General features: G+C 47.2%; 21 protein-coding genes and 1 other annotated feature. All 21 genes read left to right on the plus strand.

Annotation, left to right across the window (positions count from 1 at the left end; genetic code table 11):
• Positions 1-3 precede the first annotated feature (3 nt).
• The 21 genes from ftsL to KNQ02_RS03435 all read left to right on the plus strand — a co-directional run bounded on the left by ftsL (position 4) and on the right by KNQ02_RS03435 (position 22,278).
• Complete coding sequence (gene ftsL / locus KNQ02_RS03335; RefSeq protein ID WP_088837436.1) at positions 4-390, plus strand: cell division protein FtsL; 387 nt, start codon at positions 4-6, stop codon at positions 388-390.
• Positions 387-2,525, plus strand: a complete 2,139-nt coding sequence (locus tag KNQ02_RS03340) for a penicillin-binding transpeptidase domain-containing protein (protein WP_088837435.1) — start codon at positions 387-389, stop codon at positions 2,523-2,525. The genes ftsL and KNQ02_RS03340 overlap by 4 nt, the downstream gene beginning before the upstream one ends.
• 106 nt (positions 2,526-2,631) lie before the next feature.
• Complete coding sequence (locus tag KNQ02_RS03345) at positions 2,632-3,951, plus strand: UDP-N-acetylmuramoyl-tripeptide--D-alanyl-D-alanine ligase (RefSeq protein ID WP_088837434.1); 1,320 nt, start codon at positions 2,632-2,634, stop codon at positions 3,949-3,951.
• A 22-nt stretch (positions 3,952-3,973) separates the two neighbouring features.
• Positions 3,974-4,936, plus strand: a complete 963-nt coding sequence (gene mraY, locus KNQ02_RS03350; protein WP_088837433.1) for a phospho-N-acetylmuramoyl-pentapeptide-transferase — start codon at positions 3,974-3,976, stop codon at positions 4,934-4,936.
• A gap of 37 nt (positions 4,937-4,973) precedes the next feature.
• On the plus strand, positions 4,974-6,320 hold the full coding sequence (gene murD / locus KNQ02_RS03355) for a UDP-N-acetylmuramoyl-L-alanine--D-glutamate ligase (protein WP_214807292.1): 1,347 nt from the start codon (positions 4,974-4,976) through the stop codon (positions 6,318-6,320).
• Positions 6,317-7,411 (plus strand): undecaprenyldiphospho-muramoylpentapeptide beta-N-acetylglucosaminyltransferase, encoded by a 1,095-nt coding sequence (gene murG, locus KNQ02_RS03360; protein ID WP_088837431.1) that lies wholly within the window; start codon positions 6,317-6,319, stop codon positions 7,409-7,411. Before murD ends, murG begins: the two co-directional genes overlap by 4 nt.
• A 59-nt stretch (positions 7,412-7,470) precedes the next feature.
• On the plus strand, positions 7,471-8,244 hold the full coding sequence (locus KNQ02_RS03365) for a cell division protein FtsQ/DivIB (protein ID WP_088837430.1): 774 nt from the start codon (positions 7,471-7,473) through the stop codon (positions 8,242-8,244).
• A 228-nt stretch (positions 8,245-8,472) separates the two neighbouring features.
• A complete protein-coding gene (gene ftsA / locus KNQ02_RS03370; protein ID WP_214765220.1) occupies positions 8,473-9,777 on the plus strand; it encodes a cell division protein FtsA in 1,305 nt (434 codons plus the stop codon).
• Between the two features lie 43 nt (positions 9,778-9,820).
• The gene (gene ftsZ / locus KNQ02_RS03375; RefSeq protein WP_029330907.1) at positions 9,821-10,981 is read left to right on the plus strand and encodes a cell division protein FtsZ; all 1,161 of its coding nucleotides are present in this window, start codon (positions 9,821-9,823) and stop codon (positions 10,979-10,981) included.
• 80 nt (positions 10,982-11,061) lie between these two features.
• A complete protein-coding gene (gene pgeF / locus KNQ02_RS03380) occupies positions 11,062-11,835 on the plus strand; it encodes a peptidoglycan editing factor PgeF (protein WP_088837428.1) in 774 nt (257 codons plus the stop codon).
• Positions 11,825-12,496, plus strand: a complete 672-nt coding sequence (locus KNQ02_RS03385; RefSeq protein WP_088837427.1) for a YggS family pyridoxal phosphate-dependent enzyme — start codon at positions 11,825-11,827, stop codon at positions 12,494-12,496. Before pgeF ends, KNQ02_RS03385 begins: the two co-directional genes overlap by 11 nt.
• Before the next feature lie 30 nt (positions 12,497-12,526).
• Entirely contained in the window at positions 12,527-13,021 is a 495-nt protein-coding gene (locus tag KNQ02_RS03390) for a cell division protein SepF (RefSeq protein ID WP_029330904.1), read from the plus strand.
• A gap of 2 nt (positions 13,022-13,023) precedes the next feature.
• Complete coding sequence (locus tag KNQ02_RS03395; RefSeq protein ID WP_088837426.1) at positions 13,024-13,296, plus strand: YggT family protein; 273 nt, start codon at positions 13,024-13,026, stop codon at positions 13,294-13,296.
• Positions 13,296-14,069 (plus strand): YlmH family RNA-binding protein, encoded by a 774-nt coding sequence (locus tag KNQ02_RS03400; RefSeq protein WP_029330902.1) that lies wholly within the window; start codon positions 13,296-13,298, stop codon positions 14,067-14,069. Before KNQ02_RS03395 ends, KNQ02_RS03400 begins: the two co-directional genes overlap by 1 nt.
• 23 nt (positions 14,070-14,092) lie before the next feature.
• Positions 14,093-14,614 (plus strand): DivIVA domain-containing protein, encoded by a 522-nt coding sequence (locus KNQ02_RS03405; protein WP_088837425.1) that lies wholly within the window; start codon positions 14,093-14,095, stop codon positions 14,612-14,614.
• Positions 14,615-14,841: a binding site (T-box leader), on the plus strand.
• Between the two features lie 58 nt (positions 14,842-14,899).
• Positions 14,900-17,635 carry an isoleucine--tRNA ligase gene (gene ileS / locus KNQ02_RS03410; RefSeq protein WP_088837424.1) on the plus strand — a complete coding sequence of 912 codons (2,736 nt, stop codon included), beginning with the start codon at positions 14,900-14,902 and terminating at the stop codon, positions 17,633-17,635.
• Between the two features lie 72 nt (positions 17,636-17,707).
• Complete coding sequence (gene lspA / locus KNQ02_RS03415; protein ID WP_088837423.1) at positions 17,708-18,181, plus strand: signal peptidase II; 474 nt, start codon at positions 17,708-17,710, stop codon at positions 18,179-18,181.
• Positions 18,181-19,104, plus strand: coding sequence for an RluA family pseudouridine synthase (locus tag KNQ02_RS03420; protein WP_088837422.1), 924 nt, complete (start codon positions 18,181-18,183; stop codon positions 19,102-19,104). The genes lspA and KNQ02_RS03420 overlap by 1 nt, the downstream gene beginning before the upstream one ends.
• A gap of 237 nt (positions 19,105-19,341) precedes the next feature.
• A complete protein-coding gene (gene pyrR, locus KNQ02_RS03425) occupies positions 19,342-19,872 on the plus strand; it encodes a bifunctional pyr operon transcriptional regulator/uracil phosphoribosyltransferase PyrR (RefSeq protein ID WP_029330897.1) in 531 nt (176 codons plus the stop codon).
• A 52-nt stretch (positions 19,873-19,924) separates the two neighbouring features.
• Positions 19,925-21,241: a uracil-xanthine permease family protein gene (locus KNQ02_RS03430; protein WP_214801892.1), complete on the plus strand. Its 1,317-nt coding sequence runs from the start codon at positions 19,925-19,927 to the stop codon at positions 21,239-21,241.
• Between the two features lie 122 nt (positions 21,242-21,363).
• On the plus strand, positions 21,364-22,278 hold the full coding sequence (locus KNQ02_RS03435; protein ID WP_214765211.1) for an aspartate carbamoyltransferase catalytic subunit: 915 nt from the start codon (positions 21,364-21,366) through the stop codon (positions 22,276-22,278).
• The last annotated feature ends 1 nt before the right edge of the window (position 22,279 follow it).

Here is a 22,279-nt window from a genome sequence, read left to right on the forward strand (position 1 = left end):
CAGATGGCAGAACCACTTCGTAAACCAGTCCAATCGCTAGAACCTGTTCGTCAGCGCCCAGTTCAAGAACCGACGAAAACGGAAGACATTAATCGTCGCGTCGCCGTCCGTCCGAAGTATCGCCTGTATCCCTTTGAAAAATTCTTATACAGTGCAATGATTGGTGGTCTCGTCTTATTCGGTAGCGCGACGATTGGGGCACACAATGATGCTTATAACGTCAGTCGAGATCTTGCGAAGGAAAATCAAGTGACGCAAGAGATGAAGAAGGAAAATGAACGTCTTCAACTTGAAGTTACGAATTTAAGCTCTCCAGAACGGATCTACAAGATTGCGAAAGAACAAGGTCTTGATATGCGAAAAGGGAACATCAAGGTGATTCCTAAATGAATCCACTTAAAAAGTCCCGTGTGAGAGTAGCCATCATCATGATGATATTTGCTGCTCTCTTTTTTGTGTTTATTGGCCGGTTTCTTTATTTGTCGACAACTAAAAAGTTTCACGGAGAAGATATGATTGCCTACGCGGAAAAGAAACGCTGGGAAGCCGAGTCGACGCTCTCGGCAGAGCGAGGGGAAATTTTTGACCGTCTTGGTTCACCGATTGCGATCAATGTACCCTCTTACCACCTTGTCGCAGTCTACCGGTTAGGCGGCGTTCAAGATCCGGATGCGACAGTCGTTGACTATAAGAAGACGGCGACAGGGCTCGCGCCGATTCTTGGTATGACGGTCAAAGAGCTTGAGACGTATTTGATTGAAAATAAAGACCGCTCGCAAATCGAGTTCGGAAAAAAAGGGAGTGATTTGACGCTTGATCAAAAAGAAAAAATTGATAAGCTCGACCTTCCCGGAATCCGACTGATTGAAGAACCAAAACGATATTATCCAAACGGTGTTTTTCTATCCGATACGCTCGGATTCGTTCAAAAGATGACGGAGGATAACGGACGCGTCGTCTTAAAAGGACAGATGGGGATCGAAAAACAATATGATGATGCGTTACGGGAGTCAATTGGGTCCCGTGTCTTTGAAAAAGATCGAAGTGGCGGTGAATTGATTCAAGGTGGATCGCGTATTTCAAATGAGCCGAAAGATGGCTCGAACTTATACTTGACGATTGATCACCGGATTCAACAAGCGCTCGAAAAACAAATGCAGAAAATGTATGACGAATACAAACCTAAAAATGCGACAGGTGTCGTCATGGATGCAAAAACGGGTGAAATACTCGCGATGACGGATCGACCATCATTCAATCCGAACTTGCGGGATATGACAGATTTCACGAACTTTGCCGTTTCCTCCCGGTTCGAACCGGGTTCGACGATGAAGATCTTTACGCTGGCGGCTGCGATTGATGCCGGTGTCTTTCGGCCGAATGAACCGTATAAGTCAGGTAACTACAACTATAAAGGCACAGTCATCAAGGATTACAATGATGTTGGTTGGGGGACGATTCCAATGATTGAAGGAGTCTATCACTCGTCGAATGTCATGTTCTCGATTTTGACAGCTGAAAAGCTAGGCATCGAGCGGTATAAAGAATACTTTAAGAAGTTTCATTTTGATCAAAAGACGGGTATAGACATCTCGGGAGAAGTAAACAGTCAGTCCGATTTATCAAAACCGTTAAATACGGTCATCACGTCGTGGGGACAATCGACCGCCGTGACTCCGATGCAATTGTTGCAGGGAGCGACGGCAATCGCTGGAAATGGTGAAATGGTCAAACCACACATCATCCAAAAGGCAGATCACGTCGATCAGGCTCCTTACAAAGCAAAAACGGAAGTGGTCGGCAAACCGATTTCGGCTGAAGCGGCGAAGGCGACGCGGGAAGCACTCGATGGCGTCGTCAACAGTAAGCTTGGAACGGGACAAATGTATAAGTTGGATGATTACCGCGTCATCGGTAAAACAGGGACAGCGCAAATTTCAGAGAACGGGAAGTATATCCAAGGAAAGTTCATCCATTCCTTCATCGGAATGGCCCCGAAGGATGATCCTGAACTCATCATGTACATTGCAGTCGATCGTCCATCGAAAAATGAATCATCGGTCTCGGGTCCAAGTATCATGAGTCCAGTTTTCAAAAGCGTCATGAATACAGCACTCCAGTATCGGAGCATCCAGCCCGAAACACAAAAAGAGTCAGTCGATGTCAAAGCAAAAATAACACCGAGCTATATTACAAAAACCGCTGCCGAAGCGAAGGCTTTAGCGAAGGAACAAGGTGCCGTTCCGATTATTTTAGGTGACGGGGCACAAGTCGTCTCGCAAATCCCGTCGCGTGGTCAGGAATTCGTCAGTGGTGAACGTGTCCTTCTTAAAACGGATGATACGTTCAAGATGCCTGATTTGACTGGCTGGTCGCAACGAGATGTCAAAAAGCTCGTCAGTTTGTATGATTTGAAGTTAGATGTGATTGGTAAAGGTTTTGTAACCAAACAATCAGCCCGAACTGGTACACTAGTGAAAGAAAATGGAAAGTTGACGGTTGAACTCGCTGAACCAAACGATTAAGGTAAAAGCGGTCCCTAATTTTCTGCAGGAGAACGAGGACGAACAGGAGTCATTCGTTGACTTTTGAATTCGTCCTCTTTTTCTGTAAATGAGTGGAGGAAATGAAATGGTGACGATAACAGAAATCGCAAGTTGGCTCGGATTAGATGTGACAGACAAAAGATCGCTTCGCCACTTTGCGACGGATTCGAGAAGTGAACTGACAGAAGGATTGTACGTTCCGATACAAGGCGCGCGCGTCGACGGACATTCGTTCATCGATGGAGCAATCGACCAAGGAGCCATCGCGACGTTATGGAAAAAAGGAATCCCGCTTCCGGACGCAGACATCGTCGTACTCGAAGTCGAAGACCCGTTAGCCGCGTTGCAACATATTGCAACACGTTACTTGAAACTCGTCTCACCAAAGGTAGTGGCGATTACGGGGTCCAATGGTAAGACATCGACAAAAGATATGGTCGAAAGTGTATTGAAAACGACGTATCGGACGCATAAGACATCAGGTAATTTTAATTCAGACATCGGCATGCCGTTGACGATTTTGATGATGCCTCGTGACACGGAGGTAGCGGTGCTCGAGATGGGAATGAGCGGCTTCGGTGACATCGAGTTCTTATCACAATTAGCAGAACCGGATATCGCACTTGTAACGAATATCGGTGAGTCTCATGCGGAACATGTCGGGGGGCGTGCAGGAATTGCAAAAGCCAAATTAGAAATCACAGCAGGTCTAAAGCCGGATGGTCATCTATTCCTTGACGGAGACGAAGCGTTACTTGCTGGTGTTACAGGTGAGCGGATTGGTTACCACCACGCAAACACATTTGTCATCGAGCAAGCAGAGGCGACCTTCCTCGGAACGACGTTTCAATTTGCCGGAGCAACATTCCGTATTCCGGTTCTTGGAAAACATCAAGTGCGCAACGCGGCTTATGCGATTGCGACAGCACGTGCACTCGGGGTTGCGGACGAGGTGATTCAGGCAGGGCTGGATGAAGTGAAATTGACACCGATGCGGATGGAACGTCTTGTCTATCACAAGACAGCCATTATCAATGATGCTTATAATGCAAGCCCGACATCGATGAATGCGGCAATCGAGACGGTTGCAGAGCTTGACGGTTATCCGACCCGCGTTGTTGTCTTAGGAGACATGTACGAGCTTGGGGACCAAGAGCGTGAATTGCACGCATCGGTCGGTAAGCGGATTACACTTCCAGTCTCACATGCTATTCTTGTAGGAGAGAAGGGACGGTATATCGCGGAAGGCATTACTGATCCGTCGGTAGTGGTCGAATTCGCAGAGACGGTCGATCAGGCGGCTACGTTGCTTCGTCCGTTGTTGGGTGAACAAACGATTGTGTTGCTTAAAGCTTCTCGTGGAGTAGCGCTTGAGCAGATTTTAACGGATTTAAACAAAATTTAATTCTTAAAAGTAGGTGTTTGCAATGATTACATTATTCATCAGTTTAATTGTCGCTTTACTCGTGGTTCTTCTTGTCATGCCAAGAGCGATTCCTTTTTTACACCAGTTGAAATTTGGACAAGAAATTCGAGAAGAAGGACCGCAGTGGCACCAGGTCAAGTCCGGAACGCCAACGATGGGTGGAATCGTCATTTTACTCGCAATGATTGGAAGTTTGATTGCGGCGATGATTACGGGAGACTTAGAAGCGAATCACTTGTCACTCTTGTTCTTGACGCTTGCTTATGGTGCGATCGGATTCATCGATGATTACATCAAAGTCGTCAAAAAACGTAACCTTGGATTGAACTCGAAACAAAAATTAATTGGACAAATCGTTGTTGGATTATTATTTGTATGGTTGAGTGGTGGGTTTACGAGCGAAGCGACTTACTTAGCGATCCCGTTTACGTCAATGACGTTTGATTTCGGCTTGCTTTATCCACTTGTCGCGTTGTTCTGGTTAGTCGGATTCTCGAATGCCGTCAATTTGACGGACGGATTAGATGGTCTCGTATCCTTTACAGCAATCCCGACATTCCTGTTCTTTAGTTTGTATGCGTGGTTCGTTGCAGATGAAGTAGGGGTCGCGTTATTCGCGATGTCAGCAGTCGGTGCATTGATTGGATTCTTATTGTTCAATGCCCACCCTGCGAAAATCTTCATGGGGGATACAGGTTCGCTCGCACTCGGAGCAGCACTCGCCGGGTTATCCATCCTCTTAAAACTTGAATTGCTACTTGTCTTAATTGGAATCGTGTTCGTTGTTGAGACATTATCTGTGATTTTACAGGTGATTTCATTTAAAACGACGGGAAAACGTATCTTTAAGATGAGCCCAATTCATCATCATTTCGAGATGGTCGGTTGGAGTGAATGGCGGATTGTCGGTACGTTTGCTTCGATTAGTTGTATCGTAGCGTTCATTGCCTACTTGCTTGTTTAATTGAAATTTCCGGATGAAGAAAGTGAGCGATTTTAAGATGAAGAAGTCTGATTGGGTCAACAAAAAGGTCTTAGTGCTCGGAACGGCTAAAAGTGGTATCGCAGCGGCTAAGTATTTGGTCGAAGCAGGGGCAGATGTGACGGTGAACGACGGTGGAACACCCTCGGGAACAGATCAAGATACTTTGCTGAAACTCGGTGTCAAAACGACTTTCGGCGAGCATCCGCTCACGTTACTTGAAGGAGTAGAGCTCATCGTCAAAAATCCAGGGATTCCGTATCAGATTCCGCTCTTGCAAGAAGCACTGGTGCGACAGATTCCAATCTGGACGGAAGTCGAGCTCGGCTATCATGCGACGAATGCGCAATGGGTAGCGATTACAGGGTCAAACGGGAAGACGACGACGACGACGCTTGTCCACGAATTATTGAAACAGCAGACGCGTCCGGTACACTTGGCGGGAAACATCGGCTTCCCGGCGATTGAGATTGCGAAAGAAGCGGAAGATGATGCAATCATCGTGATTGAACTTTCGAGTTTCCAACTGATGGGAATGCACGCCTTTAAACCAATGAGTGCGGCTTTCTTAAACTTATCAGCGGCTCATCTTGACTATCATGGTGATCTTGAATCCTACGCGGAAGCGAAAGCACGAATTTTCCGTAACATGGATGCGAATGACCGCCTTGTCGTCAACGCAGACGATGATGTCGTCATGCGCTTAAGTGATCAGGCAAAAGCAGAGCGGTTGCGTTTTTCACGTAAGAGTCCAGCTTATGCTCGTGTCGAGCAGGACATGATTATGGTTGGTGAAACGCCGATCTTACCGGCCGCTGAACTGGCTTTAGGTGGGGGACACAATCTAGAGAACGTCTTAGCAGCATTGACGTTAGTAGAACCATTCAATATTCCGTTACAAGCGGTGCAGGACGTCTTACGGACATTCGGTGGCGTCGCGCATCGTACAGAGTACATTGGCGAATTCAAGGGACGTAAAGTCTACAATGATTCGAAAGCGACGAACAACGTAGCGACGGAAGCAGCACTATCCGGTTTTAAAGCTCCAATCATTTGGTTATGTGGCGGACTAGAACGCGGTGCTGATTTAACACCACTCGTAGAGTCGATGACACAAGTCAAGCATGTCGTCGGTTTGGGCGAGACGGGACCACGTTTTGTGGAACTGGCACGTCAAGAAAAGATTGATGCAACGGTCGTCAGCGATATGGCGCAAGCAGTACAGGCAGCATTTGATGTCTCACAAGCCGGGGATATCATCTTATTATCGCCTGCGTCAGCGAGCTGGGATCAATATAAGACGTATGAAGAACGTGGCGAACATTTTGTTCGCGCCGTCGAATCGATTGGAGGAGATGCTAAATGAGAATCGTCGTATCAGGTGGTGGAACCGGAGGGCATATTTATCCGGCGCTCGCGATGATCCGCGAAATCGAGCGACGGATGCCGTGTGAAGTGCTATACATCGGAACGGAAAATGGGCTAGAAGCAGATATCGTCCGACGCGCAGGAATTCCCTTTGAATCGATTGAGATTTCAGGTATTCGCCGTTCGTTATCATTTGAAAACGTTAAGACGGGAATCCGTTTCTTAAAGAGCGTGACCCGTGTCCGGAAAATGTTGCGAAAGTTCAACCCCGACATCGTGGTCGGGACAGGTGGTTTCGTTTGTGGACCGGTCCTTTATACAGCAGCGAAGATGGGGTATAAAACACTCGTCCATGAGCAAAACAGTTTACCTGGTATTACGAATAAGTTCCTTGCTCGGTACGTCGATCGTGTCGCGTTATCGTTTAAAGGATCAGGTCACCATTTCGGTAAAAACGAAGCGAAAACCGTTTTAATCGGTAATCCCCGGGCTTCCGAAGTAGCTGATTTGCAAGTCGACCCGGTCATTGAACGGCAACGTTATGGTTTTGAAGAAGGGCGCCCGTTAGTCGTCGTTTACGGTGGAAGTCGTGGAGCGCCAGCAATCAACCAAGCAATCATCGAGATGATGCCGAAGTTCATTCAGATGGATTGGTCGATGTTGTTCGTGACAGGTCAAGTTCATTTTGAAGAGATTACTCGCCAAATCGGAACGGTCCCGGAGCGTATTCAGTTACGTCCGTTTGTCTATGATTTACCGAATATCTTAAAGGCGAGTCAACTCGTCATTTCACGTTCGGGTGCGAGCACGTTAGCAGAATTGACGACGCTCGGATTACCGAGCATTCTCATTCCGAGTCCATACGTCACAGAAAACCATCAAGAAGTAAATGCCTCGTCCCTCGTCGAAACAGGAGCAAGCTTGCTCGTCCGAGAAGCTGAACTGACAGGAGAAACGTTATTCGATGCTTGTAAAACGGCGATTGCGAATCAAGAAGCGATGTCGCAGGCCGCATTCGCTTTAGGGATGCCGAATGCATCGAGTGATTTAGTAGACGAGTTGAATCGCTTGATTCAACAAAAAAACTAAACAGTTGCAGGAATAGACCGATAAGGAACTGAAATTAATCAAGTAGAGGAGGAATGAACGTGAAGGAGCGACAACCGGTAAAAGATACGGATGCCACTGTCAGTAGTCTAGAAGATAAGATTCCTTATATCCGTGAACAACGCCGGAAGAAAGCAAATCGACGTTTAATCTATGTCCTCATCCTGATCGGTCTATTGATTGCTGTCGTATTTTATCTTCAGTCCAGTTATTCGCGGGTAGCGACACTTGAGATTGACGGTGTCGTCAATGTCAAAGAAGAAGACATCATTCAGGCGTCACGGATGAAGGTGAAGGAGACACATGCTTTCAATGTGTCAGAAGAAGCTGTGCTAGAGCGAATCGAAGATGTACCAGGTATACGGGAAGCAACGATGACACAGAGTTTTCTCCATAACTATCAAGTTAATGTCGTGGAGGAAAAAGAAATTGCTTACGCGAAAGATCAACCCGGAGACCGAATCGTCTTAGCAGATGGAACAATCATCCCTGGAAAGTCGAAGGAAGAATTGTTCGATGCACCGATTTTAACAGGCTTTACAGATCAGTCCCTTGAACGGTTGACGAAGGAACTCGTCAAAATCGAACCAAAAGTTCGGAGTCGGATTTCGGAAATCGTTGCAAACGATAAAACCGATAAAGGGGGATTGAAGTTATTCATGACGGATGGCAATACCGTCTTATTGAGTACTTCAGCTTTTTCTAACTCGTTGAATGAATATGTCAAAGTGATTTCAGCCTTACCAAAAGGAAAAACAGGGACGATCACGATTGACGGGGGAATCTATTTCAAACCATATAAAGTAAAAAAATAGAAAATTCCTAGTCATGAGTCAGCAGATTGACAAACGTTTGTTTTCATTAGTAAATAAGTAGGCGTATCGTCATCAAATCGTAATCTATTAGATGGGTAAGTTAGACAATAACTTCTTTTCGTAGGGTTTTATATAGTGTAGACTTAAACGAGAAGAAGTTTATCTTGTTTCCTGAATATATATAGGGACAATCAGTATGAGTATTATGAAAGTGGAGGTGTCACTCCCATGGAAACGAAAGGTACGATTGCCGCACTAGACATTGGAACATCGGAAGTGAAACTCATCGTCGGTGAACTACTCGGTGGGACACTGAACGTGTTAGCGGAGGGTTCTGCACCATCTGCCGGTGTCAAACGTGGCGTCATCGTCGATATCGACCAAACAGTCAATGCCATTAAACAAGCGGTCGCTGAAGTGGAACGGACACTCGGTGAACCGATTGGTGAAGTATATGTAGCAATTTCTGGAGAACACATTCAAGTCAAGGATTGTCAAGGGATGACTTCAATTAAAGGCGAAGACAATGAAATTACGGATGACGACGTCAAAGACGTCTTACACTCCGCAATGGTCATGCGCATTCCGAACGAATTAAGTGTTGTCGATGTACTACCGAAAACGTTTACGGTCGACCAACAAACAGAAATCACGGATCCACGTGGTATGATCGGTTATCGTCTAGAAGTGACAGGGAAGTTGATCATTGGAGCGAAGACGATCCTACATAGCATTAAACGTTCAATCGAACGGGCTGGTCTAGAGCTTGCAGGATACGTACTTGAAAGCTTAGCTGTTTCAAGAATCGCGGCATCAATCGATGAACTGGAGCTTGGCGTCGGCATCATCGATATTGGACATGAGACGACAACATTGTCGATTTATGAAAAAAACGATCTCGTTTACTCGACGACGTTACCTTATGGTGGCGATCATCTGACACGTGACTTAACGTATAAGATGAATTGTAAGTACCAAGATGCAAAACTTGCGAAGGAAGAATACGGAGTGGCGCTTGAATCGTTAGGGGATCCTGAAGAAAAGGTATCCTATGTAACGATTAATGGGGAGCATCGTTTTGAGCCGCAACCTGAGATCGGTTTCGTTTTAGAGGCACGCCTCGAAGAAATCTTCGAGATGATTCAAAAACGGATGACGCAGGCTGGCCATCCACAAATGAATAGTGGCATCATTCTCTGCGGTGGAAGTTCTTCGCTTCCTGGAATCGATCAGCTAGGGAAACGGATTTTCAATCAGAACGTCAACGTCTACCAACCGGCCAGCTTAGGCATTCGTAATCCGAAGTACGCTGTGGCAGCCGGCATGTTACGCTATGTACTCTCAAGAAGTACGGTTTCGAAATCAGGATTTGATCGTGCGGACGAGAAGGAAGTCGTGGCGCAAAATCGTGAACAAGAACAATTGCTTACGAACCCGACACCGTCTCCAGTACGTGAAGAACGAACGCAACAGGAACAACCTCCAAAAGAGCGTAAATCATTCAGTAGTTTCTTTGAAAAGTTTTTTGGTTAATGACTAAAATACAATGAGTATAAAAAATTAGGGGGCCCCTTTTATGTTGCATTTTGATGAAATGATGGACCAAGTAGCTAAAATTAAGGTCATCGGCGTAGGTGGCGGTGGTTCAAACGCCGTCAACCGAATGATTGAACATGGTGTACAAGGCGTAGAATTCATCGCCGTCAATACAGATGCACAAGCACTCAACATGTCGCAGGCAGATGTGAAGCTCCAACTCGGTGCAAAGCTGACACGCGGTTTAGGTGCAGGTGCGAATCCAGAAATCGGTAAAAAAGCGGCAGAAGAAAGCCGTGAACAATTGACAGAGATTTTGTCAGGTGCTGATATGGTCTTCGTCACTGCAGGTATGGGTGGCGGGACAGGAACTGGTGCTGCGCCAGTCATCGCTGAAATTTCAAAAGAAATCGGCGCATTGACTGTCGGTGTCGTAACGAAACCGTTCATGTTTGAAGGACGCAAACGGATGCAACACGCTGTATCGGGTGTGCAAAACTTTAAAGAAAAAGTCGATACGTTAATCGTCATTCCGAATGATAAATTACTTGAAATCGTTGATCGTAACACGCCGATGCTCGAAGCATTCAAAGAAGCGGATAATGTGCTTCGTCAAGGGGTTCAAGGGATCACAGACTTAATCGCTGTCCCTGGTTTAATCAACTTAGACTTTGCAGACGTTAAGACAATCATGACTGAAAAAGGATCTGCCTTGATGGGCGTTGGTGTTGCGACAGGCGAACACCGTGCAACGGAAGCTGCGAAGAAAGCCATTTCAAGTCCATTGCTTGAAACATCGATTGAAGGTGCAAAAGGTGTCTTAATGAACATCACAGGTAGTGCGAACCTCAGTCTATATGAAGTAACGGAAGCTGCTCAAATCGTTCAAAGTGCAGCAGATGAAGAAGTAAACTTGATTTTCGGTTCTGTTATCAACGATAACTTAGAAGATGAAATCATCGTTACCGTCATCGCAACAGAATTCGAAAACGAGCCACTCGATTTCGAGATTCCATCTGCTCAAGAAATGATGAAAAACTTACTCAAGAAAAAGCAGGCGACTCCAACTCCTGCTGCGACTGAGGAGCCGAAACCACAAGTCGAAGAGACACCTGTCAGCTCGAATCCAGAACCAGCAAAAGGGTCAGATGTTGAAGAAACGATGGACATTCCATCATTCCTTCGTCGGAACAATCGTTAATCGATTTTTTCCAAGACACGACTGCTAGACAAAGAGGTGTCGCGTAAGCGGCACCTCTTTTTTGAAAGGGATGTGAAATGATGTTTGGTCAATGGATAAAGTGGGATACACCGACCGGTACAGTGCGTGCGGCATTCACTACAAAATTTTCAGCGCCGCATGGTATTGGCAATCTTGGATTGCATGTCAATGACGATCGCGATGGTGTCATTCAAAACCGGCAAGTCATCGCCCGTCAACTTGATTTATCGCTCGAAAATTCAGTTTGGGCAGAACAGGTTCACGGGAACCATGTCGAACAAGTGACGACGCTAGATTCTGGACGAGGCGCACTGGATTATGGAACAACGATCGAGGGTACAGATGGATTGGTGACGACGGATGCAAATGTATTACTCGCCATGTTATTCGCGGATTGTGTACCGCTCGTGTTTTGTGATCCGACGACAGGAATTATTGCGAATACGCATGCCGGATGGCGTGGAACAGTCGCGAATATCGTTGAAGCGACTGTCGCCCGAATGGAAGCGGCGGGGGCAGACCGTTCCTCGATTCAAATGGTCATCGGACCCTCGATTCGTGAATGTTGTTATGAGGTCGACCAACCCGTCCTTGAAGCGATTGACGGGCTTGGTCTTGAAGATACGCCCTACACAATAAAAGAAAACGGAAAAGCGATGCTTTCGCTTCAGCAGACGAATGCTGCATTAGCAGAGCGAAGTGGATTAGGTGACATCATTGATGCAGGAATTTGTACGCACTGCCAAGCAGATGACTATTTCTCTTACCGTCATGGGGACCACCAAGGTCGTTTCGCGAGCTTGATCGTAAAGGAGTCATTACATGTCGATTAATGAAAATGTTCAACTTGTCCAACAAAAGATGCAACAAGCGAGTGAAAAGAGTTTTCAAAAAAAGCAGGTACAACTGATTGGCGTGACGAAATCAGTTTCAAGTCAAGTTGCCTCTGAGCTGTTAGAAGCAGGTATAACGGCGCTAGGTGAAAATCGTCCGGAGGGTTTGTCAGAAAAACAAGCAGCACTTGGGCGTGAAGCCTGTGAGTGGCACTTCATCGGGACACTGCAGTCGCGAAAAGTACGTCAAATCATCGATCAAATCGATGTGCTTCACTCACTCGATCGTTTGCATTTAGCGGAAGAAATCAATAAACGTGCAAAACGTCCTATCGATTGTTTTGTTCAAGTCAATGTCTCGGGTGAAGCTTCGAAACAAGGTATTTCCGCAGAAGACATCCATTCCTTTCTACATGAAATCGGTCAATATCCAAAAGTTCGTGTGATTGGACTCATGACGATGGCACCATTGACAGAAAATCAAGAGGAAGTGCGGTCCGTTTTCCGCGCTTTACGCGTCTTACGAGACGAAGTAGCAGCACGAAACCTGTCTTACGCTCCCTGTACGGAATTATCGATGGGGATGTCGTCTGATTATGAAATTGCGATTGAAGAAGGGGCGACACACGTCAGAATCGGAACGGTCCTCGTCCAATCATAAAACGTAGAAGAAGTTGAAAGGAGAATCGAAATGGGATTCAAATCGAAAATGCAACATCTGTTTCTTGGGAACACAGACGATTTAGACGAACTTGAATATGAAAATGATGCTACAATAAATAAAGGTAGAGGTACTGCAGAGCAAGAGTATGAAGAGTACTACGAGGAATCTACCCCGAGTGTTACTCAAAAGGAGGACCCTGTGCGTCAATCGAATATCGTTCCGATTCATACGAAAAAAGCAAAATCACAAGTCATTTTAAGTGAGCCGCGTGTCTTCAATGAAGCACAAGAAATTGGGGAGCATCTCCGTCAAAATCGTGCGGTCATCGTTAATATGCAACGCATGTCAAAAGATCAATCACGGCAAATGATTAATTTTCTTTCAGGCGTCGTCTTTGCACTCGATGGTACGATTACGACAATCAGTCAAAACACGCTCCTCTGTGTGCCGAACAACGTCGAGCTCGCGGGTAGTATTTCAAATCTACTTGGAGAAGATGATATCAATCATAAGGGGTGGTAAACATGGATTCACAAGTTATGTACGCGATTGGGCGTACATTGAGCACGTTACTTCAATATTATAGCTATGTCATGATTGCTTATATTTTACTTTCATGGTTCCCAAACGCACGAGAGTCAAGATTCGGACAAGTATTAGCGATGTTAGTCGAACCGTTCCTCGCGCCTTTCCGACGGATCATCCCGCCCATCGGAGGTATGCTTGACATCTCACCAATCGTTGCCTTTTTAGTGTTGAACTTAGCACAGTCAGGCATTCGAGCAATCTTCTTCTAATGAGCGTCTATGATCACTATCGCGGACATGAGCGGGAGTTCGTCGATCTTGTCTTAAACTGGATCGATCATGTCGAAGCGACCTATACGTTTAAACTGACAGATTTTCTTGACCCACGCGAACAGCAAATCACACGCGAACTCGTCGGAACGAAATGTGCCCTCTTTTTTGAGGGCGGTTTCGAAGGGGCAGAGCGACAGCGGGCACTAATTGCGCCTGATTACTACGAACTTGATGCGAGCGACTTTGATATTGCCATCTATCGTATTCATTATCCTACAAAATTCGTTGAACTATCGCATCGACAAGTAACAGGTACGCTCTTAAACGTCGGTCTGAAACGCGGCAAGTTCGGTGACGTCGTCATTCAAGATCAAGTCGTTCAGTTCGCAGTCGCAGAAGACGTTGCTTCTTATATCGAAGTCAACGTCGAGCGGGCAGGGAAAACGAAAATTCGTTTATCTCGCGTCGAACTAGAAGACCAATTGAAGATCAAAGAACAGGAATGGCAAGAAGAACTTGGATTCGTCAGTTCGCTCCGCTTTGATACTGTCGTCAGCGAAGTGCTTGGTTTTTCGAGACAAAAAGCACAGAGTTTGATTAAACAAGGGGAAAGTAAAGTGAATTATAAAATCGTCGAAGATCCAAGCTTCATGCTTGAAGAAGGCGATTTGCTTTCGCTCCGTGGAACAGGCCGCGTCAAATTGACGGCTATTTTAGGGTCGACGAAACGCGACCGGATTAAATTACAGTACGGATTATTAAAAGGTTAAAAAATGCTGAGGAGGATTTCATCATGCCATTGACGCCACTTGATATTCATAATAAGGAATTTACACGTAAGTTTCGCGGCTATGACGAGGATGAGGTCAACGAATTTCTTGATCAAGTCATCAAGGATTTTGAAATGTTGTTGCGGGAAAACCGTCAACAGCAAGAAGTGATTCAAAACATGCAATCGCGTGTCGATTACTTCAGTTCGATGGAAGAGACGTTAAACAAGTCAATCATCGTTGCCCAAGAAGCAGGAGAAGAAGTCAAGGCCAATGCGACGAAAGAAGCAAGCTTGATTTTAAAACAAGCCGAGCGTGAAGCGGAACAACTGCAAGATTCCGCACAGCGTCGAGCGCAACGGACAGACTTTGAAGTCGAACAGATGCGTAAGAAAATCGAATTGTACCGTAATCGTTTTAAAGTCTTGATCGATGCGCAGATGGAGTTATTGGCAAGCCATGATTGGGACGCGTTTGATAGTTCGACCCGTGGTGCGCTTGACGAGATTCCGGCAGTTGCGTATAATGACGACGATGTCATATAACTTAAATCAATGACAAGGACACGTCTTAATCAGACTGCTGCAAGCGAATCGGGGACTGGTGTGAGCCCGAACAGTAAGTGAGAATGGATATCCCCTTCGAGTGTGAGACTGAACCATTAAGTAAGTCGCACCGATTCGCCCCCGTTATCGGGCTCTTAAGTGGTAGTTCGTACGGTTGAACTACTAGTAGGGTGGTACCGCGAGTTCAAGCCAAGCTCGTCCCTATACCAGGGATGTGTTTGGCTTTTTTTGTATGTTAAATTAAAAGAAGTGAGGGAATGCCAGATGGAGTACAAAGATACATTACTGATGATGAAAACTGAATTTCTAATGCGAGGTAACTTGCCGAAACGTGAGCCGGACATGCAGGCACGTTGGAACGAGATGAACTTATATCAAGCAGTTCAAGAAAAAAATGCTGGGAAACCAACCTTCATCCTTCATGATGGACCACCATACGCAAACGGTGATATTCACATGGGGCACGGATTAAACAAAGTCTTAAAAGATATCGTCGTCCGTTACAAATCGATGAATGGTTTCCGTTCACCGTACGTACCGGGTTGGGATACACACGGTTTACCGATTGAAACAGCGCTCCAAAAATCAGGTGTCGATCGGAAGACGATGTCGGTCGCTGAGTTCCGTGAGTTGTGTGCGAAATATGCGCTCGAACAAGTCGATCATCAGCGTGAACAGTTTAAGCGTTTAGGTGTTCTCGGTGATTATGATAATCCATACATCACGCTCCAACCGGAATTTGAAGCGGCGCAAATTCGCCTCTTCGGTGACATGGCGAACAAAGGCTATATCTATAAAGGAAAAAAACCAGTCTACTGGTCACCTTCTTCTGAGTCAGCACTGGCAGAAGCCGAAATCGAATACCATGATAAACGTTCTGCTGCCATCTATGTTGCGTTCCCTGTCTTAGAAGGAAATAACATCTTAGAGCCAACCGATCACTTCGTCATCTGGACGACGACGCCGTGGACGATTCCTGCAAACCTCGGAATCTCTGTCAGTGCGGAACTCACGTATGCCCGGATCGAGTACGAAGGAAAAGGTTATATCGTCGCAGAGGCGCTTGTTCCTGAAGTCATCGAGGCACTCGGATGGGAAGACGCGACAGTCGGTCGTGTCTTCAATGGAGCAGATTTCGAATACATGAAAGCCAAACACCCGCTCTATGACCGTGAATCACTCGTCATGCTCGGTGATCATGTTACGGCGGAAGCGACCGGCGTCGTGCATACGGCACCTGGACACGGGGAAGATGACTATCGCATCGGACAAGCATACGGACTCGATGTCCTCTGCCCGGTCGATGATAAAGGGGTCATGACGGCGGAAGCACCAGGATTCGAAGGCATGTTCTATGAAGATGCGAATAAAGAAGTCGGTCTTGCGTTAGAAAAAGCGGGCGCATTGTTGAAACTATCGTTCATCAAACACTCGTATCCGCACGACTGGCGGACGAAAAAACCGGTCATCTTCCGGGCAACACCACAATGGTTCGCGTCGATTAAAGACTTCCGTGCGGAAATCCTTGACGAAATCAAAGATGTGCAGTGGGTACCGGCATGGGGAGAAACACGTCTTCACAACATGTTTAAAGATCGTGGCGACTGGGTCATCTCGCGTCAACGTGCATGGGGCGTGCCCCTTCCAATCTTCTATGCAGAAGACGGAACAGAAATTGTTACACCGGAAACAATCGACCATATCGCGAACTTGTTCGCAGAGCACGGTTCGAACGTCTGGTATGAACGCGAAGCAATCGACTTATTGCCGGAAGGCTTTACGCACCCGGCAAGTCCGAATGGTCAGTTCAAAAAAGAAACAGACATCATGGATGTCTGGTTCGATTCCGGCTCGTCACATGCCGGTGTGCTGGCGACGCGTCCAGAACTAGAGCGTCCGGCTGATCTTTACCTCGAAGGTTCAGACCAATACCGTGGCTGGTTCAACTCGTCGCTTTCGACAGCTGTTGCGACAACGGGAAAAGCACCGTATAAAGCAGTCGTCAGTCATGGTTTCGTATTAGACGGTCAAGGACGGAAGATGTCGAAGTCAATCGGGAATACGATTGCCCCAATCCAAATCATGCAACAATTCGGTGCTGAGATTCTTCGTCTGTGGGTTGCGTCAGTCGATTATCAGTCAGATGTCCGGGCATCGATGGACAACTTTAAACAAGTTTCAGAATCATACCGTAAAATCCGGAACACGGTCCGTTTCCTGCTCGGGAACTTGGATCAATTCGATCACACGGCACATCGTGTTGCGTTTGAAGATTTACCGGAAGCAGACCGTTTCATGCGGACGAAGCTCGATCAATTAGTCGGTAAAGTCAAAAAAGCCTATGATGCGTATGATTTCATGGCAGTTTACCAACTGTTGCATAACTTCTGTGTCCTTGACCTGTCTTCGTTCTACCTCGACTACACGAAAGACATCTTGTATATCGAACAAGCAGATGCACCGGCGCGTCGTGCCGTTCAAACGGTCATGTATGATACCGTCGTGACATTGTTACAATTGATGGCACCTGTCTTACCGCATACGGCAGACGAAGCATGGGAATTCGTTCCTGGTGTCGAGACGGCAAGTATCTTCTTGACGGATTTACCGGAAGCAGTCGACGTATCGGAAGAAGGACTTGCACTGATCGCGAAATGGAACGCGTTCCTCGTCTTCCGCGATGATGTCTTGAAGGCGCTTGAAGAAGCACGGGCAGAGAAGCTCGTCGGGAAAACGCTCGAAGCCAAACTCGAGCTCGCACCGAACGAAGCGACGAAGAACTTGCTTGCGACAATCGACCATCTTGAACAACTGCTTCAAGTCTCACACATCGATTTTGTCGACTCGGCAGAACGTAACTATGAGACGACAGCAATCACTGTTTTGAAAGCGGACGGCGAGAAATGTGAACGTTGCTGGACATATTCGACTGAACTTGGTCAAGATCCGGCTCATCCGACACTTTGTCCTCGTTGTACTGCGGTCGTCAATTCTTTATAATGAATAAGGGGAGGGGCGGCTACTGCGACTTCGTAGCTACCCCTCATTATTTTTGATGTGGGGGAAAACAGGATGTGGCTTTACTTAGTGATTGCTGCTTTACTCGTAGGAGTGGATCAATTGACGAAATGGATCGTCGTTCAGCAGATGACGATTGGTCAAGCGATTGAAGTCATTCCAAATTTCTTTTATCTCAATTCATACCGCAACCGTGGAGCGGCATGGGGAATGCTTGAAGGAAAATTCGGCTTCTTCTTCATCGTGACGGTTCTCGTCGTTGTTGGTCTGATTTATTTTCTGTACAAAGAAGGAACAAAAAACAAAGTATTTGCTTGGAGTGTCGCTTTACTACTGAGTGGAGCGATCGGAAATTTTATTGACCGGATGGCGCGTGGGGAAGTCGTTGATTTCTTACACTTTTATCCGTTCGGCTATAATTTTCCGATCTTTAATGTCGCAGACGTCTGCTTGACATTTGGAGTGATTTTGATGCTGATTAGCGTCATGTTCGAAGAGCGTTTGACGAAGAAGGGAACGATTGATTAATGAATGAACAACAAGTATGGACGGTCGAAGCAAAAGGCGCGACAGGGCGAATCGATAAATGGTTGGCTGAACAACAAGAGTGGTCGCGTTCGCAAGTGCAAGACTGGTTAAAGGCGGGGCACGTCGAAGTAGACGGACGCATCGTGAAACCGAACTATAAGATGACGGGAACGGAAAGCATCACCGTGCATATCCCGGAAGCCGTCGAACTCGAAATCTTACCGGAAGACATTCCGCTAGATGTCGTTTACGAAGACAGCGATGTCATCGTCATCAATAAACCAAAAGGCATGGTCGTCCACCCGGCAGCAGGACACGTGTCAGGAACACTCGTTAATGCGTTGCTTCATCACTGCCAAGACCTCTCAGGCATCAATGGGGTCAAACGACCAGGGATCGTTCACCGGATCGATAAAGATACATCAGGTCTCTTGATGGTCGCTAAAAATGATTTAGCCCATGAATCGCTTGCGCAACAATTAAAAGATAAGACGACGGAACGTCTTTATATCGCGCTTGTCCATGGCGAGATTCCCCATGAACTCGGAACGATTGAAGCACCGGTCGGCCGTGATAAAAATGACCGTCAACGGATGACGGTCACGGACAAAAACTCAAAAGCAGCGGTCACGCATTTCCGTGTCCTCGATCGGTATGAAGGCTTTACGGTCGTTGAGTGTAAACTCGAAACAGGACGGACTCACCAAATTCGTGTCCACATGCGCTATATCGGATTCCCGCTCGCAGGTGACCCGAAATATGGACCGCGGAAGACGATGAAGATGAATGGTCAAGCACTCCACGCAGCGGTTCTCGGATTTGAACATCCACGGACCGGCGAATGGTTGACGTTCGAAGCACCACTCCCGGAAGAGATGACGTTTGAGATCAGTCAGTTGAAAAAACTTGAATTAGAGTCTTGACGTTTTTCTAATAAAACGGTAGAGTAACACCTAGAGAGCGATGCGAGACATCAGCCTCACCAAATCGGTCGTCCGCGTGACGATCCTACAAAATTAGAACACCTTTAATCGAGTCCGGAGAGGCTACGAAAGGGAGACACCGTAACGCGTGTAAACACATGGCTTTGCTATGTACACATCTGTCTTCAACAACCTCCTGCCGATTAAGCAGGAGGTTTTTTTATGAAAGGAGAAGCCATGAAACCAGCCATCATTTTAGATGAAGCGGCAATCAGTCGTGCCTTAACACGAATCGCCCATGAAATCATCGAGCGCAACAAAGGGATTGAAGAATTGATGATCGTCGGTATCAAGACGCGGGGCGAAACACTTGCGAGACGCCTTGCCCGGCGGATTGAAGAGATTGAAGGAAAAGCCGTGTTACTTGGTGTCGTCGACATCTCGATGTACCGCGATGATCTCTCGAAAAAAAGCCTCGAGCCGGAAATCAAAGGGTCCGAGATGCCGGAAGACGTCACAGGAAAAATCGTTGTGCTCGTCGATGATGTCCTGTACACGGGACGGACGGTCCGCGCGGCAATGGACGCACTCGTCGATCATGGTCGACCAAGCATGATTCAGTTAGCTGTCCTTGTTGACCGAGGTCACCGGGAACTCCCGATTCGACCAGATTTCATCGGCAAGAACGTTCCGACGTCACGCGAAGAACAAGTCGTCGTCGCCTTATCAGAAGTCGACGATGCTGATCAAGTATTCATTAAACGTTAAATCAAAAATACCTTTAACGTGGTCCAGAGAGACCAGAAAGGGAGATGCTCTCATGTCAAAACATAAAGCAATTCTTGAAGTCCGTGAATTACCGAAACATCCTCTTCAATGGCTGATGCTCAGCCTCCAACATGTCTTCGCGATGTTTGGTGCGACCGTGCTCGTTCCGTTACTTACGGGATTAAACACATCTGTCGCACTCGTCGCGAGCGGAGTCGGCACGTTGATTTTCCTCGCCGTCACCCGTTTCAAAGTCCCCACATACCTTGGTTCTAGTTTTGCCTACATCGTCCCAATCATCGCCGTCAGCGAACGCTGGGGTGTCGAAGATGCACTTGTCGGCGGGATGGTCGCTGGACTTGTCTACGGACTTGTCTCCTTAATCATCATGTACACAGGTGTCTCCTGGTTGATGAAACTGCTTCCGCCGGTCGTCATCGGTCCAGTCATCATGGTCATCGGTCTATCGCTTGCCCCAACGGCTGTCAGCATGGCAATGAACGGAGCGGATGGCACATATAACGGCTTGTTCTTCTTCGTCGCCTTGACGACGCTCGCTGTTACGCTCCTCGCGATGACGTACTTTAAAGGCATGTGGAGTACGGTGCCGATTTTGTTCGGTATTCTCGCCGGATACCTCGTCGCAGCAATTAGCGGGATCGTTGATTTTGCACCACTGCGCGAAGCAACATTCTTCCATCTACCTGACTTTACGATTCCGTTCCTCGACTATTCACCGACCTTGAACTGGGCAGCACTCGCCTTGATCGTCCCGGTCACACTCGTCACGTTGACGGAACATATCGGTGAACAAAAGGTCACTTCCCGCATCATTGGGCGCGAGACGCTCCTTGATCCGGGAATGCACCGGACAGTGCTTGGAGACGGGATTGCCAAGGCAGTCGCTTCGATGCTCGGTGGACCACCTGTCACGACATACGGCGAAAATAACGGTGTCATGGCGATTACGCGTGTCTACAGCGTGTTTGTCCTTGGTGGCGCAGCATTACTTGCAATCAGCTTCGGATTCCTTGGATACGTCGAAGGCTTCATTAAAACGATTCCGACACCCGTCATGGGCGGCATCAGCATCCTCTTGTTCGGGGTCATCGCCTCGAACGGTCTCCGGACGATCGTCGAAAGTAAGGTCGATTTAGCAGATAAACGAAACTTGACGATCACGGCGGTCATCTTGGTCATCGGCATCGGCGGTGCAGCTTTGAAAGTGGGGAACTTCTCGTTAGAAGGAATGGCGCTCGCCACCATCCTCGGAGTTGTCTTGAACTTGATTTTACCGAAGGCGGCACAGGAAGAAGTCGACATCGAAGAAACACCTTTACAACCGAAACGAGCAGCTAACGACTTTTAAGACGTTCCCGAGAGGACGATAAAGTGGAGGCCCTTGTAGATCGCAGATGTTCATCTGCTTTCTTCAGCGCACCTTCACATCAGAAGGTGCGCTTTTTTGCGGCCGAAAAAGGAGTGAACGAGATGAAAACCCAACCAGTGAGTCCCGATTTCGTCAGTCTCGACCAGCTCTCGATTCTAGAAATCGAGCAGTTGATTGAGCGGGCGCTTGAATTGAAACATGGACAACCGTCAAATACCTTTGCGAATAAAACGATCGCCAACCTGTTCTTTGAAAATTCGACACGGACACGCTGTTCATTCGAGATGGCGGAACATCGCTTAGGAATGCATGTCCTGCCGTTTGAGACGACGACATCATCCGTCCAAAAAGGAGAAACGTTACTTGATACATGTAAAACACTTGAAGCACTCGGGGTCGAAGCACTTGTCATCCGCCATCACGAGACAGGTTATTACCACGCGCTGATTGAACAGTTGACGATTCCGGTCATCAACGCGGGCGATGGGAGTGGTCAACATCCGTCCCAGTCTTTACTCGATTTAATGACGATGTTTGCCGAATTCGGTCATATTCACGGCAAAACGGTTGTCATCTGTGGGGACCTGCGACACAGCCGGGTCGCCCGGTCGAACGCGGACGTGTTGCAGCGGCTCGGGGCGACCGTCATCGGTTCCGGTCCACCGGAATGGTTTGACGAGACGATGGGGATTGCCTATGTCCCGATTGACGAGGCACTCGAGCAAAGTGACATCATCATGTTACTCCGGGTTCAACAGGAACGGCACAATCAGGCGATGGAGCTCGAAGAAACGTATCACGAACAATATGGTTTGACACTCGACCGGATGCGGCGGATTCGACCGGAAGCAATCATCTTACACCCGGCACCCGTCAATCGCGGGATCGAGATTGCGGACGAACTGGTCGAACATACCCAGTCACGAATCTTCGAGCAGATGAAAAATGGTGTGTTCGCCCGAATGGCGATTTTAGAACGTGCGTTTCATCCTAACTCAACTGAAGGAGAGATTTAAT

It is taken from the genome of Exiguobacterium sp. s102 (assembly GCF_018618635.1).
Taxonomy (GTDB): Bacteria; Bacillota; Bacilli; order Exiguobacteriales; family Exiguobacteriaceae; genus Exiguobacterium_A; species Exiguobacterium_A oxidotolerans.

Coding starts and splice junctions, on each gene's coding strand:
- KNQ02_RS03405 (WP_088837425.1), top strand. CDS start 14,093: ATGCCATTGACGCCACTTGATATTCATAATAAGGAATTTACACGTAAG.
- KNQ02_RS03385 (WP_088837427.1), top strand. CDS start 11,825: ATGTCGATTAATGAAAATGTTCAACTTGTCCAACAAAAGATGCAACAA.
- ftsZ (WP_029330907.1), top strand. CDS start 9,821: ATGTTGCATTTTGATGAAATGATGGACCAAGTAGCTAAAATTAAGGTC.
- ftsL (WP_088837436.1), top strand. CDS start 4: ATGGCAGAACCACTTCGTAAACCAGTCCAATCGCTAGAACCTGTTCGT.
- KNQ02_RS03430 (WP_214801892.1), top strand. CDS start 19,925: ATGTCAAAACATAAAGCAATTCTTGAAGTCCGTGAATTACCGAAACAT.
- KNQ02_RS03390 (WP_029330904.1), top strand. CDS start 12,527: ATGGGATTCAAATCGAAAATGCAACATCTGTTTCTTGGGAACACAGAC.
- KNQ02_RS03345 (WP_088837434.1), top strand. CDS start 2,632: ATGGTGACGATAACAGAAATCGCAAGTTGGCTCGGATTAGATGTGACA.
- murD (WP_214807292.1), top strand. CDS start 4,974: ATGAAGAAGTCTGATTGGGTCAACAAAAAGGTCTTAGTGCTCGGAACG.
- KNQ02_RS03395 (WP_088837426.1), top strand. CDS start 13,024: ATGGATTCACAAGTTATGTACGCGATTGGGCGTACATTGAGCACGTTA.
- murG (WP_088837431.1), top strand. CDS start 6,317: ATGAGAATCGTCGTATCAGGTGGTGGAACCGGAGGGCATATTTATCCG.
- KNQ02_RS03340 (WP_088837435.1), top strand. CDS start 387: ATGAATCCACTTAAAAAGTCCCGTGTGAGAGTAGCCATCATCATGATG.
- ftsA (WP_214765220.1), top strand. CDS start 8,473: ATGGAAACGAAAGGTACGATTGCCGCACTAGACATTGGAACATCGGAA.
- pyrR (WP_029330897.1), top strand. CDS start 19,342: ATGAAACCAGCCATCATTTTAGATGAAGCGGCAATCAGTCGTGCCTTA.
- KNQ02_RS03400 (WP_029330902.1), top strand. CDS start 13,296: ATGAGCGTCTATGATCACTATCGCGGACATGAGCGGGAGTTCGTCGAT.
- pgeF (WP_088837428.1), top strand. CDS start 11,062: ATGTTTGGTCAATGGATAAAGTGGGATACACCGACCGGTACAGTGCGT.
- mraY (WP_088837433.1), top strand. CDS start 3,974: ATGATTACATTATTCATCAGTTTAATTGTCGCTTTACTCGTGGTTCTT.
- KNQ02_RS03420 (WP_088837422.1), top strand. CDS start 18,181: ATGAATGAACAACAAGTATGGACGGTCGAAGCAAAAGGCGCGACAGGG.
- lspA (WP_088837423.1), top strand. CDS start 17,708: ATGTGGCTTTACTTAGTGATTGCTGCTTTACTCGTAGGAGTGGATCAA.
- ileS (WP_088837424.1), top strand. CDS start 14,900: ATGGAGTACAAAGATACATTACTGATGATGAAAACTGAATTTCTAATG.
- KNQ02_RS03435 (WP_214765211.1), top strand. CDS start 21,364: ATGAAAACCCAACCAGTGAGTCCCGATTTCGTCAGTCTCGACCAGCTC.